Origin of the sequence: Pseudonocardia sp. CA-142604 (assembly GCF_050948475.1) — a bacterium.
Lineage (GTDB): Bacteria > Actinomycetota > Actinomycetes > Mycobacteriales > Pseudonocardiaceae > Pseudonocardia > Pseudonocardia alaniniphila.
The window spans coordinates 9,597,964-9,613,691 of record NZ_CP192045.1; the positions used below are offsets into that span (position 1 = coordinate 9,597,964).

At 71.5% G+C, this 15,728-nt stretch carries 11 protein-coding genes; 6 read left to right on the forward strand and 5 right to left on the reverse strand.

Annotated elements, in window-relative coordinates:
* Positions 1–16 precede the first annotated feature (16 nt).
* Positions 17–451: a DUF3618 domain-containing protein gene (locus ACQPZQ_RS43875; RefSeq protein WP_433290363.1), complete on the reverse strand. Its 435-nt coding sequence runs from the start codon at positions 449–451 to the stop codon at positions 17–19.
* A 246-nt stretch (positions 452–697) separates the two neighbouring features.
* Between ACQPZQ_RS43875 and ACQPZQ_RS43880 the strand changes: the two genes are divergently transcribed.
* On the forward strand, positions 698–1,195 hold the full coding sequence (locus ACQPZQ_RS43880) for a hypothetical protein (RefSeq protein ID WP_433290364.1): 498 nt from the start codon (positions 698–700) through the stop codon (positions 1,193–1,195).
* A 63-nt stretch (positions 1,196–1,258) separates the two neighbouring features.
* Positions 1,259–5,623: an HAD-IC family P-type ATPase gene (locus tag ACQPZQ_RS43885; protein WP_433290365.1), complete on the forward strand. Its 4,365-nt coding sequence runs from the start codon at positions 1,259–1,261 to the stop codon at positions 5,621–5,623.
* 235 nt (positions 5,624–5,858) lie between these two features.
* On the opposite strand, the gene ACQPZQ_RS43890 is transcribed toward ACQPZQ_RS43885, so the two are convergent.
* Positions 5,859–6,629, reverse strand: coding sequence for an IclR family transcriptional regulator (locus ACQPZQ_RS43890; RefSeq protein ID WP_433290366.1), 771 nt, complete (start codon positions 6,627–6,629; stop codon positions 5,859–5,861).
* A gap of 444 nt (positions 6,630–7,073) precedes the next feature.
* Here ACQPZQ_RS43890 and ACQPZQ_RS43895 point away from each other — a divergent pair, with 444 nt between their 5' ends.
* Complete coding sequence (locus ACQPZQ_RS43895) at positions 7,074–8,234, forward strand: NAD-dependent formate dehydrogenase (protein WP_241036794.1); 1,161 nt, start codon at positions 7,074–7,076, stop codon at positions 8,232–8,234.
* 82 nt (positions 8,235–8,316) lie between these two features.
* Here the strand turns inward: ACQPZQ_RS43895 and ACQPZQ_RS43900 are convergent, their stop codons facing one another.
* Positions 8,317–9,414 carry a MucR family transcriptional regulator gene (locus ACQPZQ_RS43900; protein ID WP_433290367.1) on the reverse strand — a complete coding sequence of 366 codons (1,098 nt, stop codon included), beginning with the start codon at positions 9,412–9,414 and terminating at the stop codon, positions 8,317–8,319.
* Positions 9,415–9,527: 113 nt separating this feature from the next.
* Between ACQPZQ_RS43900 and ACQPZQ_RS43905 the strand changes: the two genes are divergently transcribed.
* Positions 9,528–10,049 (forward strand): PadR family transcriptional regulator, encoded by a 522-nt coding sequence (locus ACQPZQ_RS43905; protein ID WP_433290368.1) that lies wholly within the window; start codon positions 9,528–9,530, stop codon positions 10,047–10,049.
* A gap of 4 nt (positions 10,050–10,053) precedes the next feature.
* Here ACQPZQ_RS43905 and ACQPZQ_RS43910 read toward each other — a convergent pair whose 3' ends face one another.
* The gene (locus ACQPZQ_RS43910) at positions 10,054–11,547 is read right to left on the reverse strand and encodes an aldehyde dehydrogenase family protein (protein WP_433290369.1); all 1,494 of its coding nucleotides are present in this window, start codon (positions 11,545–11,547) and stop codon (positions 10,054–10,056) included.
* A gap of 452 nt (positions 11,548–11,999) precedes the next feature.
* Between ACQPZQ_RS43910 and ACQPZQ_RS43915 the strand changes: the two genes are divergently transcribed.
* Complete coding sequence (locus ACQPZQ_RS43915) at positions 12,000–12,443, forward strand: DoxX family protein (protein WP_433290370.1); 444 nt, start codon at positions 12,000–12,002, stop codon at positions 12,441–12,443.
* Positions 12,444–12,523: 80 nt separating this feature from the next.
* Complete coding sequence (locus ACQPZQ_RS43920) at positions 12,524–12,964, forward strand: DoxX family protein (RefSeq protein WP_433290371.1); 441 nt, start codon at positions 12,524–12,526, stop codon at positions 12,962–12,964.
* A gap of 16 nt (positions 12,965–12,980) precedes the next feature.
* Here ACQPZQ_RS43920 and ACQPZQ_RS43925 read toward each other — a convergent pair whose 3' ends face one another.
* Positions 12,981–15,710 (reverse strand): ATP-binding protein, encoded by a 2,730-nt coding sequence (locus ACQPZQ_RS43925; RefSeq protein WP_433290372.1) that lies wholly within the window; start codon positions 15,708–15,710, stop codon positions 12,981–12,983.
* Positions 15,711–15,728: the final 18 nt, after the last annotated feature.

Sequence of the window (15,728 nt, forward strand, 5' to 3'; positions counted from 1 at the left end):
CGCCCCTGGGCGTCGATCAGCCCTCTTCGGAGCTCACGGACCGGGCCTTGCGCCGGCGCCTGCGGAGCACGATCAGGAGCAGGAGGGCGGCGGCCGCCCCGGCCGCCGCGCCCGGCTTCTCCCTGACGAACCTGCGCACTTCCGCGACCTTGTCGGTCACGATGCGACAGAGCTCGTCGACCTGCCGAAGCGCCGCCGCGACCGTCTCGTCCTTCCTGGCCTGCACCCGCGCCGAGACGTCGAAGCGCGAAGCGAGCTCCTCGACGGTGTCGCCGAGCTCGGCGCGCAGTTGCTCGATGTGCACCACACGCTCGTCGCGAAGCTCCTCGACCTCCTCCCGGAGCTCTTCGGGCGACATCGTGCGACCGTCCACGACAGGACGGTCCGGGGCCACGGGCACCGCGTCGTCCTCGCTGTCACCGCTGCCCTCGCTCCTCGCACCCGTGCCCATCTGGCGCCCCTTTCGTGACTACGCCGTCCCCTGCCTGCCCTCCATGAAATGACCGTTTACCCATCTCGCCAACCCCGGTGAGGGACGAACCAGGCAAAAGCGATCAATTTTCGATCATTGTCCGGCGACCGTCGTAACCCGTGCAGTCAATCGGCCCCGATCCGTCAATACGACGTTTGTTTCCCCGCCACCCAGGTAACGCTCTGATTCCATCTCGAGCAGCGCGCAGAGCGAGGAGGAGGGGCCGTGGCAGGCAGGCCGAGGACCGCAGACAGGGGCACCGGCGTGCCGCGGTCGCCGGGAAAGCCCACAGGCACTATCTCCGCTGGTGGCACCAGCGGTCTCGCAGGGGAGGTGCGGCCGGATCGACCGGCCGAAGGCCGCTTCGAGGGCAAGCGGTCGGCCACGGTCAACCTGCCGTTCATGACCGCCCAGTTCCGGGTTCCGGATATTCACATGCCGGAGATCCACATGCCGGAGATCCGCATGCCGGAGGTGCGTCCGCCGACCCGCGAGGATCTCGACTCGGCCGGACGAAAGGCGCTGTCCGTTCTGCCGCCACCGAAGACGTTGTTGTTCTTCGGGGGCTTGGCGGCCACCGCGGTCGTCGGAGCGATCGAATGGCCGGTGGCGGCGGCGATCGGAATCGGAAGCGCTCTGGCCGGCCGGGGAGAGGTGCAACCCGAGCCGCGAGGAGACGGTCCACAGGTAGGTGGAATGCGCGCGGCGAGGCCACGGAACTGACCTGATCCCTGGAGCGACGAGCCGCGGCAGAGGCCGTGGCTCGTCCGTTGTGTGCGAGGGCAGATGTTGCAGAGCGTGTTCGACCTTGCCGGTGGCGCAGTGGGCACCGTCCTCGGCGCAGCGAACGGGCTGGCCGAACTGGCCTACGCCGCTACCTCCGACGCCACGACGGTGGCGCCGGGCCGGGTGCACGTTCCCTTGCGCGGGGTGCACACCAGCGACGCCGCCGTCGCCGCGGCCGTCGAGGAGCAGCTCGCCGAACATCCTGCCGTCCGCCGCGCCGAGGTGAACGCGGCTCTCGGCCACGTCATGGTCGAGTTCGACCCGGACCTGCTCCCGGTGTCCGAGGCACTGGACCTCGTGGCGGACGTCGAGCAGGAGAACGGGCTCTCGTCGGAGCCGTACACGCGCCAGGAACATCCGGGGAACGCCCGCCGCGCGCTGCAGGAGGCCGCCCTGTTGGGCATCCACACCGCCGCGCTCGTCTACACGACTGTCGGCCGGGCGGTGCCCGCCGCACCGGTCGCGCTCCCTGCGTCGGTCCTCGCGCTGATCGACGCCTCCCCCCGGCTGCGCGGTTACGTCGCGAGGGCCGTGGGTGAACCCGCGGCCGACGCGCTGCTCAGCACCGGAGCGGCGTTGTCCAACGGGCTCGGCAAGCGCCCGCTCGGGCTGCTCGCCGACGCATGCCAGCGCTTCGCCCTCTTCCAGGAGAACCAGGCGCGCCGCCGGGTCTGGTCCGCCTGGGAGGACGCGCTCGCCGATCAGGAGGGCGCGCATCGAGCCATGCCACGACCGGTGGGCCCGCGCCCCGCACCGATTCCGCCGGGCCCGGTCGAGAAGGTCGCCGACCTGACGCCGCTGGCCGCGCTCGGCGGCGCCGCCGCGCTGTTGGCCGCCACACGCTCCGTGCCGCTCGCGACCACCGCGCTCGCTCTCGGTGCCCCCAAGGCGGCACGGTCGGGCCGCGAGGGGTTCGCCGCTCAGCTCGGCCGCGACGCCGCTGCGAAAGGCACGCTCGTCCTCGACCGGAACGTGCTGCGCCGGCTCGACCGCGTCGACACGGTCGTTCTGGACGACGACGTCCTGCTGACGGGCCGCCAGGCCGTCGACGACGTGGTGCCCGTCGCGGAGGGGCCCGGCTCCGACCTGTCCGAGCTCGTCGAGCGGGCCCACGACCTGGTCGACCTGCGGAGGCCGCTGCGGGCGCGTACGAACGAGGGATGGTCGGTCGAGCCGACCGCGCCGGAGCCGACAGGGCGGCTGGGCGAGGTCGCCGCCTCACTCGGACGCCGGTCGTCCACGGTGCTGACCCTGCGGCGCGGCAGCGAGCCGGTCGCCCTCATCGGCATCTCACCGGCGCTGGACCCCTTCGCCGAGTCCGTGGTGGCCGCGGCCACCCGGGCCGGCCTCGTGCTCGTCGGTGGCCCCCGCGAGCTCTCGCGACGCCTGGAGCTCGACGGCGCCGTACCCGGCGGGGCCGCGTTGACCGACTCCGTGCGGGCGCTGCAGACCGACGGCCACGTCGTCGCCGTGGTCAGCCGGAACCATCGCACCGCGCTCGTCGCCGCGGACGTCGGGATCGGCGTGGTCGGCCCCGGGAAGCCCCCGCCGTGGACCGCGGACGTGCTCACGCGGACGGCCGGAGAAGTGTGTCTGCTGCTGGACGCGATCGGGGTGGCCCAGCAGGTCAGTCACCGGTCCGCCCAGCTCGCCGTCGGGGGGTCGGGACTGGGAGGACTCCTCGCCGTCCTCGGGCCTCCGACCGGCGCCGCGAGGCGGGCCGCGATCCCCGTGCACACAGCCGCACTGGTCGCGCTCGGCCTCGGTACCTGGTCGGGGATCTCGCTGGCCAGGCGGCCGGGGCCGATACCCGCGGACCGCACGCCGTGGCACGCGATGTCGGCGCGCGCTGTGCTGCAGTCGTTGCACAGCGCCCGCACCGGGCTCAGCGAGCACGAGTCGCACCTGCGTCAGCGCGACCGGCCCGCCACCGATGAACAGCACGATGTCGGGATCACCAAGGCGTCGCTGGAGGAGCTCGCCAACCCGCTCACCCCGGCGCTCGCGGCAGGCGCCGGTGTCTCGGCGGCGACCGGCTCGATCCTCGACCCGTTGCTGATCACCACCGTGCTCGCGGTGAATGCCCTGATCGGCGGCGTGCAGCGGGTCGGAGCGCAGCGGGCTCTCCGCACGCTCCGGAGGAGCAGCGCGGCACGCGTCCAGGTCCGGCGCGGCGAGTCCGATGTGGAGCTGCGCGCCGACCAGCTGGTCGAGGGCGACGTGATCCGGCTGCAGGCCGGGGACGCGGTACCGGCGGACTCCCGCGTCCTGACCGGCCATGACCTGGAGATCGACGAGTCGTCCCTGACGGGCGAGTCGGTGCCGGTGGCGAAGTCGAACCGCGCGACGAGCGCCCGGGCCATCGCCGACCGGAACTCCATGCTCTACGAGGGCACGGTGGTCGCGGTCGGCCGCACCGACGCGGTGGTCGTCGCGACCGGTGACCGCACCGAGGCAGGCCGGGCCATGCGTCGGAACGGCGAGCAGGCACCGCCGACCGGGGTCGAGATCCGGTTGCGCAAGCTCACCGCCCGCGCCCTTCCCATCTCGATCGGTGCCGGAGTCGTACTGGTGGTGTCCGACCTCCTGCGCCGACGGCCGGCAGGGATCGCGCTCACCCGCGCCGTCAGCCTCGCGGTGGCCGCCGTGCCGGAAGGGCTGCCCTTCGTGGCGACGGTGGCCGAGCTCGCGGCAGCGCGCCGGTTGTCCGCCCGCGGAGCCCTGGTCCGCAACCCGTCGACGATCGAGGCTCTCGGGCGGGTCAACGTGCTCTGCTTCGACAAGACCGGCACGCTCACCGAGGGCCGGATCAGCCTGCGGCAGGTGTCCGACGGAACCGACACCGTGAGCGTCGACGAACCGCTGCGCCCCGACCTGCAGGACGTCGTCGCCACCGCCGTGCGGGCGAGCCCGTTCCTGGCCGATCCCCACCAGGTCACCCACCAGACCGACCGGGCGGTGCTGCGCGGCGCCCGCGCGCTCGGGGTGAGCGCGGAGAACGGTCACGCGGTCGTCGAGCAGCTCGACGAGCTCCCCTTCGAGTCCCGCCGGGCCTACCACGCCACCCTGTGGCGCGGCCGTACCGGCACGCGGATCAGCCTCAAGGGCGCTCCCGAGGTCGTCCTCCCGCTCTGCAGCGCCCGCAGACGCAACGGCGAGACCCAGCCGCTCGACGAGCGGGCCCGCGCCGTGATCGACGAGGAGGTGCACCGGCTGGCCCTGCAAGGACACCGCGTGCTCGCCGTGGCCCAGCGGCGCATCGCGGACCGGATCCAGCTGACCGAGGACGACGTCACGGACCTGGAGTTCCGCGGGCTCGTCGCGTTGGTCGACCCCGTCCGGCCGACCGCCGCCCAGAGCGTCGCGACCTTGCGCGCCGCCGGTGTGGAGATCGCCATGATCACCGGGGACCACCCGAGCACGGCGCAGTCGATCGCGAGCGAGCTCGACGCGCTCAACGGGCGCACGGTGATGACCGGCGCCGAGCTCGAGGAGCTCACGGACTCCCAGCTCGTGGAAGCGCTGCCGTCCGCGGCCGTCTTCGCGCGCGTCACCCCCGCCCAGAAGGCCCGCATCGTCCAGCTGTACCAGCAACGCGGTCTCGCGGTGGCCGTCACCGGCGACGGCACCAACGACGCGCCCGCCATCCGGCTCGCCGACGTGGGCATCGCGCTGGGCGCCAGGGCCACCGCGGCCGCACGGGAGGCGGCCGACGTCGTGGTCACCGACGACCGGATCGAGACGATCACCGACGCGATCGTCGAGGGCCGCGGCATGTGGACCTCGGTGCGCGACGCGCTGTCCATCCTGCTCGGCGGGAACCTCGGCGAGATCGCCTACACGCTCGCCACCGGCATCGCAGGCAGCAACGGTGGCCTCAACGCTCGGCAGCTGCTGCTGATCAACCTCCTCACCGACGTCCTGCCCGCCATGGCCGTCGCCGTCCGGCCACCCGCCGATGCCACGCCCGAACAGCTCCTCGCCGAAGGCCCCGAACAGTCCCTTGGCGGCGCGCTCATCCGCGGCATCCAGGTCCGGGCCGCGATCACGGCGACCTCAGCAGGCATCGCGTGGCTGTTGGCCCGGCCTGTGAGCACGGCCGGGCAGGCGAGCACGACAGGGCTCGTCGCGCTCGTCGGCGCCCAGCTCGGGCAGACGCTCGCCGTGCGCGGGCGCACGCCGTTGGTCGCCGCCGCGGTCGCCGGCTCGATGGTGCTGCTGGCGATCGCGGTCCAGGTACCCGGCGTGAGCCGGGTGGTCGGTTCCCGGCCGCTCCTTCCTCACCAGTGGGCCATCGCCCTCACCGCGGCCGTGGGGGCCACCGGAGCCCAGCTCTTGGCGCAACGGCTCCTGACCCGCGTCTGAACGCGCTCGTCATCTTCTCGCTACCGGACATCCAGTCCACCGGCGCGCAATGCTCACCACCGCCACCGATCCTGGAGCAATTCCTCGGAAGGCGGATGCGATGACTGAGATGCTCACCGCGGTGCTGGTCGCTGTTGCGGCTTCCCTGCTCGAGCGGCTCGCGGTGCGGGTCGCGCGATCCCTCTGGGGAGCGCTGCGGCCTGCCACCGTCTGATCCACGGGCGGCGCACCGACCTCACCTGCCGACCCCCGAAACCGGTGGATCGCTGCGCACGTCGTGGGTCGGTGACGCTCCGCCCGTACGGGTACTGATCGCCGCGGCGGCGTCACGAACGGCGCGGCCGATCCTGTCGATCTCCTCGTCCGGTTTCCGGTCGGGCATCGCGAGCACCGTCACGACCAAGCGAACGCGGCCGTCGACGTCGAACGCGGCAGCCGCGGCGACGCCGTGCGGCTGATCGGCGGCCCCGGCACTGCGCCCGAACCCGTCCGCGCGTACCCGGGTGAGGACCTCAGCGTGATCGCGCATCTCCAGCGACAGGCGATGCCTCGACGCCGCACCCGGCACTCCCCATGCGGCGGCGACCTGCCGCACGGCCGTGGCCGGCTCCGGCAGCCGATCACCGATCCCGATGCTGACCCTGATCCCCTGCGTGCACTCACCCGTGGCGACGACGACGAACTTCCCGGAGCCGTCCGGCACGACGGCGACCGTGACGGCGCCCAGTCGCCGGCTCAGCTCGTCGAGCTCCTCACGCACGACCTCGGCCGTGTGTTCGCCGGTGCGGGTGACGGTGAGCAGCCGCGGCCCGAGCGTCCAGCCTGCCCGCTCGGGCGAGGCGCCCCATCCCTGGGCACGCAATGTGGCCAGGATTCCGTAGCAGGTGCTGCGATTGAGGGCCAGGTCGGCGACGAGCGTGGCCGGGGATACCGGACGTGGATACTCCGCGGCGAGGCGCTCCAGGATCCGGATGGCTTTCTCGACCGCGGGCACGTCCGACGACACCTGTTCTCCCCTTGCTTTACGCGTGTACCGGCGAGACCTTCACTAGTATCACTGTAACTAGCGGGCGATCGGACGCATTCGCGACGCCGTCGCTGCGCGCCTACCCGCAGGCTCACGCCGCCCGTTCGGCCCGCAGCAGCAGAGCGCCACCACCTCCGGTAACGGCGCCACCACGCCGTACTGGCCCCAAGGACCCGCAAATTCGGATGCGATCACGCGTTCACTCCGCTTCTACGGCGCTACGTCGGGCGTTGCGCCACCGCAGGTCCCCCGCCCCGCCGCGCTCGCCGCGTGGTCTCCGCAGCCCGGAACGCTCCAGCCTCGGACGATCGACGCGATGAATGAGGTCATAGCGAGAATCGTTCTCGAAACTGTTGCCGGGCACGCCTGCCGTCCAGCACTGTTATTACAGAAAGGGAAATCCCCACATTCAAGGAGATGACGATGGCGAAGGTGCTGTGCGTCCTGTATGACGACCCGGTTGACGGATATCCGTCCACTTACGCCCGCGACACCCTTCCCGTGCTGGAGCGCTACCCGGACGGGCAGACGCTTCCCACTCCGGCAGGCATCGACTTCACGCCGGGTCAGCTCCTCGGCAGCGTGTCGGGCGAGCTCGGGCTGAGGAAGTACCTGGAAGGCCTGGGCCACGAACTGGTGGTCACGTCCGACAAGGAGGGGGCCGACTCGGAGTTCGACCGCCACCTCGCCGACGCCGAGGTCGTGATCTCCCAGCCGTTCTGGCCCGCGTACCTCACGGCGGAGCGGATCGCGAAGGCCCCCAACCTCAAACTCGCGCTCACCGCGGGCATCGGTTCGGACCACGTCGACCTCGACGCGGCGATCAGGCACGGTGTGACCGTTGCCGAGGTGACCTTCTGCAACAGCATCAGCGTCGCAGAGCACGTCGTGATGATGATCCTCTCGCTCGTGCGCAACTACCTCCCGTCGCACGAGTGGGTCCGCAAGGGCGGCTGGAACATCGCCGACTGCGTGGCCCGCTCCTACGACCTCGAGGGCATGGACGTCGGCACGGTCGCCGCCGGGCGGATCGGGCTCGCCGTGCTGCGCCGGCTCGCCCCGTTCGACGTCCGGCTGCACTACACCGACCGGCACCGCCTGCCGGCCGAGGTCGAGGAGGAACTCGGCCTGACCTACCACGCCACCACGCAGGAGATGGCCCCGCACTGCGACGTGGTCACCATCAACGCGCCGCTGCACCCCGAGACGCAGGGCATGTTCGGCGAAGAGCTGCTCTCGCAGATGCGCCGCGGGGCCTACCTGGTCAACACCGCCCGCGCGCTCATCGTCGACCGGGACGCGGTGGTGCGCGCCCTGGAGAGCGGCCAGCTCGCCGGGTACGCCGGTGACGTCTGGTACCCGCAGCCCGCTCCGTCCGACCACCCGTGGCGGACCATGCCCCACCAGGGAATGACCCCCCACATCTCGGGCTCGTCGCTTTCGGCGCAGGCGCGCTACGCAGCAGGCACCCGGGAGATCCTCGAGTCGCACTTCTCCGGCACGCCGATCCGCGACGAGTACCTGATCGTCGACGCCGGAAAGCTCGCCGGCACCGGAGCGCACTCCTACAGCACCAACAGCTGATCCACCGGGGCACGGGCCCGGGGTGCCGTACGGCATCCCCGGCCCGTCCGTCATTTCCGCCGGCGGTCTCCCGATCGGCGACTCAGCAGAGTCCGGCGCGCCTGCGCACCCACGTCTCCGCCTCGCCGCACTCCTGGGCGATCCGCTTCCAGGACAGGCCCTCGCCGCGACGGGCCGACAGATAGTCGTCGATACTGTCGAAGCCGAAGCGGTGCGCGATGGCATCGGCCCGCCGTTGCGTGCGTGACCGCGAGGTCGCGTGCAGGTGCCGATCGATCCCGTGGCGCCGCATTGCGGACTCGACCGCGGGCCGCGACATCCTGACCTCGACGCCGATCGCCGCCACGGTCCAGTGCTTGCGCAGGTGCCGGTCCTCGAGGTACGCGGCGACGTCCGGGAACCCGAGTGTCTCCACCACCGGCAGCCACGACTGATCCCAGCGGGCCCGGCGCCTGCCACGGACCTCGTCGTCGACGGCTGCGGCGGCCTCCGGGTCGACCGCGGCGAGATGCCGGCTGAGCCAGTCCTTGTGCAGGCCGGCCGCACGGCTGATCGCCGCGAGGCTGGAACCGTCGCGGATGCGCTCACGCACCAGCGTGCCGATGTCGGAGAACCCGAGGCGCTCCGCCGCGGCCGTGGCCGTCTCGCGCAGTCGCTCGTCCGCGTACCGGCGAGTGGCGGCGGCCCGCTTCTCCAAGGAGATCGCTGCCAGCGTGGCCAGCGTCTTGCGACGGCGCTGCTCGGGCTGCGGCCTGCCACGTGCCGCCAGCGCTGCGGCCCTGCTCAGCCCGCCGGACTTCGCCCAGCGCATCCCGACATCGCACCCTTCACGGATCGCGGGGTCGGTCGACCTGCGGACGGTCAGCGCTGCCGCCCGGCGCTCCCGGGTGGAGGTGCCCTCCAAGGGCTGCCCCCGTTCGAGACCGAACGCCGTCCGGTAGGCCTCCTGGCTCCAGCCGTGGGAACGCAGGTGCGCCAGCACCGACCGGAACCACTCCCCGCAGAGGTGGCACATCACCACCGGGCCGTCCCCGATCACCACGCCGATCGGGGCGTAGTGAACGGTTCCGTCCGGCAGCATCCCGGCCACTTCGTGCACAGATCGACCGCGCACCCACGTCGACGGCACGTATTCCGGCGGATACGGCAGCGCCGTCCACGCTGTCTCCGCTGATGACATCAGGCCTCCCGAGGCGGGGAACGATGGCCACTAGTATCACTGAGACTAGCCTTGAACGAACCGCCCGGGCGAGGTTGTCCGGTGCCGCGTTTCCTCGGCACTAGGCTGAGCCGATGCATCTCGGTCTGGCCGAGTGGATCGTGCTCAGCGTGATCGACGAGCGACCGGTGCACGGATTCGCCGTGGCCGCGTTGACGGCCCGTGACGGCGAGCTCGGAAGGGTCTGGCACCTTCCTCGTCCGGTCGTGTACCGCGCGCTCGGCAGGCTGCTCGAGGCCGAAATGGTGCGGCCCGATGCGGTGGAGTCCGAGGCCGGGCCGCAACGCACGGTGTATGCGAGCACCCTCCTCGGCCACCGCGAGGCCGAGAAGTGGCTCCAGACCCCGGTCGAGCATGTCCGCGAGATGCGCTCGCACTTCCTGGTCAAGCTCGCGCTGCTGGACCGCCGTCGCGGCGACCCAGCCCCGGTGCTCGCCCAGCAGCGCGAGACGTTGACGACCATCGCGCGAGCGCTGGACGCGGAGGCCGCCCGGCACACCGGTTTCGACGCCGTGCTGTTCAGCTGGCGCCGGGCGACCACCGCATCGGCCCTCGACTTCGTGGAGGACCTGTCCCGCGCATCGACCACCCGCTGACGGATCAGCTCAGGTCGGTGATCACCGTCTTGGTCTCCATGTAGTTGTTGAAGACGGCCTGGCCCATCTCGCGGCCCCACCCGGATTCCTTGTAGCCGCCGAACGGGAGGGTCGCGTCGAACACGTTCCAGGTGTTGACCCACACCGTCCCCGCCCGCAGCCGCCGGGCGGTGCGGTAGGCCTTGCCGATGTCGCGGGTGAACACCCCGGCGCCCAGCCCGAAGTTCGTGTTGTTGGCGGTGGGCAGGATGTCGCGGTCGGCGTTGAACGGCGCAGCGGCCACGACGGGACCGAAGATCTCCTCCTGAACGGCCTTCATCTCCTCGCGAGTGCCGGTGAGGATCGTCGGGGCCACGAAGTACCCCTTGTCGCCCACCCGCTCGCCGCCGATGATGTTCGCGCCCTCGTCGCGGCCCGAGCTGATGTAGCCGGTCACCCGGTCGAACTGCTCGGACGACACCAGCGGGCCCATCATGGTCGACTCGTCGAGCCCGTTGCCGACCTTAATGTTGCGGGCCTGCTCGGCGACGCCTTCCACGACCTGGTCGTACACCGACTCCTCGACGTAGAGCCGGGAGCCCGCGACACAGCACTCGCCCTGGTTGAAGAAGATCGCGTTGGCCGATCCGGCGATGGCCTTCTCGATGTCCGCGTCGGCGTAGACGACGTTGGGCGACTTGCCGCCCAACTCCAGGGTGACCTTCTTCAGGTTGCCCGCCGCCGCCTGCACTATCTGCTTGCCCACCTCGGTGGACCCGGTGAACGCCACCTTGTCCACGTCGGGGTGCGCGGCCAGCGCCGCGCCCGCGTCACCGAAGCCGGTGACGATGTTGAGCACACCCGGCGGCAGCCCCGCCTGCATCGCCAGTTCACCGAGCAGCAACGCTGACAGCGGCGTCTGCTCGGCCGGCTTGAGGACGATCGTGCACCCCGCCGCGAGCGCGGGGGCCACCTTCCACGCGGCCATCAACAGCGGGAAGTTCCACGGAATGATCTGCGCCGCCACACCGACCGGCTCCCGCAGGGTGAACCCGAGGTAGGCGTCGGGGTCGTGCGCCGAGATCGGCAGCGTGCTGCCCTCGATCTTGGTGGTCCAGCCCGACATGTAGTGGAACATGTCGGCCGCCAACGGCACGTCCGCCGCCTTGGCCACCGCGAAGGGCTTTCCGTTGTCCAACGACTCGAGGAGTGCGAACTCCTCGAGGTGATCCAGGATCAGGTCACCGAGCTTGTGGATGATCCGGCCGCGCTGCCCGTGGGGCATCCTGCGCCACGCCGAACCGTCCTCGAACGCGGCACGCGCCGCGCGTACGGCCCGGTCGGCGTCCTCCGCCTGACCGTGCGCAACCGAGGCGAGTACCTCCTCGGTGGCCGGGTTGACGCTGTCGAACGTCGAGCCCGACGCCGCGTCGACCCATTCGCCATTGATCAGCATCTTGCGGCTGAGCGATCCCACGACCTCCTGGATGCGGGGGGCCTCGAACGCCAGGGTCATCATCGTCCTCCTCGCTGGAATCAGACTGGTTCGCCGCCACGACCCAGAACGCCATGGAACCACCGCATCTGCGGAACGTCGACAGAGATGAGCCCGCAAAAGCGGATTCTCTGCAGTTGTCCCCGCCCATCCGGCCAGGTACGAGGCGAACGATCACGGGGCGGGCGCAGGTCCCCTCCGAGCCCGCAGGGCGGGTATTGACCGCGTGCTGCAGCCGGGCTCCCGACCGCCCTCGCGGTCGCCGAGACGACGAGCGCCGAACGGCATCGGACGAGGGGTGACTGACCGAACACGACCGGGTGAAAAGGGCGTTGCGTTACGCCTACTGCTCGTCGCTCTCCGTCGTTCGGCCGCCGCGTAGCCACCCGAACGGGGCAGTTCGAGCCATCCCGTTCGATTGACTTACCCGGCCCCAGAGTCGGGGCCAATCACCGAGTGCCTCCTGGAGCTCCCCGATGTACCGATCTCTCCCTGCACCCGCGCGCGACTGGGTACTGCTGATCACCCGTGTCGTGATCGGCGTCGTGATGTTCGCCCACGGCTACCAGAAGTTGGCGATCGACGGGATCGGCCAGACCTCCCGGGGCTTCGAGACCATGAGCATCCCGCTCGCGATCATCTCCGCGTCGTTCGTGACGGTCGTCGAGTTCGCCGGCAGCATGCTGATGATCGCCGGCGTGGCCACGCTCCTGGTCTCCGGACTGGAGCTCATCACGATGGCGGGCGCCGCGGTCTTCGTGCACATCCCCAACGGCATCTTCGTCACGGACGGGGGGTGGGAGCTCGTCGGCGTGCTCGGCGCCGGCCTCCTGGGTATCGCGGCCACCGGTCCGGGGCGCTACAGCGTGGCCCACCTGCTGCGCATGCGTGAGGAGACGCCGGCGGTCGGCGTGCGCTGACGACGGAGGGCCGGTCCGCACACCGGGCGCGTCGGCGCCCCTTCCACCAGTCGAGAGCTCGATCGAACCCGGAGATCCCCATGACCCTGCCCCGTCCTGGCGATGACATCGCCGTCCTCGTCGCCCGCGTCCTCCTCGGCGTCGTGCTCGTCGCACACGGCCTCCAGAAGCTGCTCACGGACGGCATCGGCGCCACCGGCGCGGCCTTCGGGTCGATGGGCGTCCCGTTGCCGACGGTCTCCGCGTTCTACGCGATGGTCGCCGAGCTCGGCGGCGGCCTGCTGCTGCTCGTCGGGCTCGTCACCACGGTGGCCGCGGGCCTGGTCGCGCTGGACATGCTGGGCGCACTGATCATCGTCCACGTCCGCAACGGCGTTTTCGTCGATCAGGGCGGCTGGGAGCTCGTCGGCCTGATCGCGGTGGTCGCGCTGCTGGTGGCGGCAGTGGGCGGCGGGCGGTACAGCCTCGACGGCCTGCTGGCCGCGCGACGCCACCCGACCACGGCGGCGTCGTCCGACTGAGGCGAGGGCGCCCGCGCTACAGCGATTGGTAGGCGCGGCTACGCAGCTGGCGGCGGGAGGTGATGTTGAGCTTCCCGAAGATCCTGCTCAAATGCCATTCCACCGTGCGCGGACTCAAGAACAACCGCGCCGCGATCTCCGGATTCGACAAACCCTCTCGCACCAACCGCACGATCTGCGCTTCCTGAGCCGTCAGCTCACTGCTGGTCTCCACATTCCGCTTACGTGCCGTCTCCCCGGTCGCCCCCAACTCACGAGCCGCACGCCCGGCGAACGCCTCCATCCCCATCGCCGAGAACGACTCGAACGCCAACCGCAACTGCTCACGCGCATCCAACCGCCGACGTTCCCGGCGCAACCACTCGCCGAACACCAGATGCGCCCGCGCAAGCTCACCCTTGATACGCGTCCGGCCCAGCCGCTCGATCGCCTCCCGATAGGCGTCCTCGGCCCCACCGGCCTCACTCATCAGCGCACGACACCGCGCCTCGATCCCCAACGCCCAGTCCGTGCCGCTGGCCCGGGTCGTCTCGACGAGCTGCTCCAGAGCGCCTGCCGCCTGCTCGGGCCGCCCGCCCCGGGTGGCCGCCTCGATGAGCTCGACCAGCACGCCCCACGGTTCCACGCCCATCACCGGCGGGTACTCACTCGCCCGCCGCGCCGCGGCGTAGGCGTCCTCGTACCGTCCCAGGCTGTTGCAGAGCAACGCGTCCGCGGCACCCGTGATGATCAGCCCGAAACCCTCGCCCCGGCGGAGTACCTCCTCGGTGGTGGTCTCGATCAGCCGGAATGCATCGGCTTCCCGGCCGCGCCAGGCCGCGAGCAGGAGGGCTCCGTACGGCGCGACCGGGATCCCGGTCGCCGAGCTCACCGACTCCACCTCCTGGAGCAGCCCGGCAGCCTCGGCGAGTTCGCCGAGGTACACGAGCGAGCCGATACGTGAGGTCAGGGCGAGGGGGAGAGTGGTGAGCGCGCCCGCATCCCGGGCGAGCTCCAGGTGGCGCGACGTCTCCAACGTCGCCTCGTCCCACAGGTTCCCGGCCGTGATGTGGGCGAGCCAGAGCCAATGCAGCTCCGACGGGCAGAGCTTCGGGCTGCGGAAAGCACACAGGGCCTGCCGGAGTTTCGGCACTCCCGCGGCATAACCGTCCGTGAAGCGGATCGCGAGGCCGTCGAGGAGCAGATCGGGCGCGCGCGGGGGCTGCACGGGCGCCGGCGCGGCACGGGCGGCCTCGGCCGCGTCCCGCACGCCGTCGTTGGCCAGTCCGCCGGCGAACATCGTCGCCAGCAACGCGTCCAGGTACGTCTCGCGGGCCAGCCGGACGTCGAGCGGCTCGAGCTGTTTGGCGGCACTGAGCAGCAGCGGCGGGGCTTCCCGGCCCCGGTTCACGGTCAAGGCGATCCGGGCGCGCAGCAGGTCCATCTGAGCGGTCTGGAGCTTGTCCAGTGGGAGCGCCTCCGCGAGGGCGAGCAATCGCCGGGTCGTATCGGGCATCCCTGCGTGGTGCGTCGCCTGAGCCGCAGCGAGCGTGCGGTCGGCCCGGCGCGCCGGCTCAGGAGTCAGTTCGGCCGCGCGTTCCAGAAACGCGGCGGCCGCGGCCAGTCCGCCACGCGCCTGCGCCCGATCGGCCGATCGCTCCAGCTCCGCGGCGACGTCCTCGTCCGGAGCGGCCGCGGCCTGCGCGTGGTGCCAGGCCCGCCGGTCGGGATCCGTCTCGGCATCGGTGGCGTCAGCCAGCGCCTGGTGTGCGTTGCGCCGTTCCTCCGGCGACGCCGCCCAGTAGATCGCCGACCGCACCAGCGGATGCCGGAACCGCACCACCGTGCCGATCTCGACGAGCCCGGTGGCGACGCTCGGCGCCGCCGCTGCGGAGCCGATTCCCAGCCGCTCGGCTGCACGCCACACCAGGACCGGGTCGCCGACCGGCTCTGCAGCGGCCACCAGCAGCAGCTGCCGGGCCTCGGCATCGAGCGTCGCCACCTGTCGCCGGAAGCTCTCCTCGATCTGCCGCGGAAGCGCCTGCGTACCCGACAACCCGAACCCCGCCACCAGCTGCGCGGACGTCAGCCCGCGCGGCAGCTCCAGCAGCGCCAGCGGGTTGCCCCGCGTCTCGGCGACGATCCGGTCGAGAACCCGGTCGTCCACGGGGCCGCGCACCACCTCGCCCAGCAGCGCTCGCGCCTCGTCCGCGGCCAACCCGGTGACCTCCAGCGCCGGCAGGTCCTCCAGCTCCACGACCTCGTCGGGGGCCCGGGCCGCGAAGACCATCGCCACCGACTCGGCCTCCAGCCGGCGCGCAACGAAGGCCAGCGCCTGGGCCGAGGCGCGGTCGAGCCATTGGGCGTCGTCCACGACGCAGACGAGCGGGCGCTTGCAGGCCGCCTCGGCGATCAGGCCGAGCACGGCCAGGCCCACCAGGAAGCGATCCGGGGCGGGGCCGTCGCTCAGCCCGAAAGCCGTGCACAGCGCTCGACGCTGCGGCCCGGCCAGCCGCTCGGCACGGTCCAGCATCGGCCCGCACAACTGGTGCAACCCGGCGAATGCGAGCTCCATCTCCGACTGGACACCGACGACCCGTGCCACCCCGAGCCCACGCTGGGCCGCCCGCTCGGCCATGTACTCGAGCAGGGCCGTCTTGCCCACACCCGGTTCGCCGCGCAGGACCAGCGCGCGGCTCTCGCCCGCCTGAACGGCCTCCAACAGCCGGTCGAGCGTGCCGCGCTCGCTGTGCCGGTCACGTAACAACAGGTCACACCACCAGCG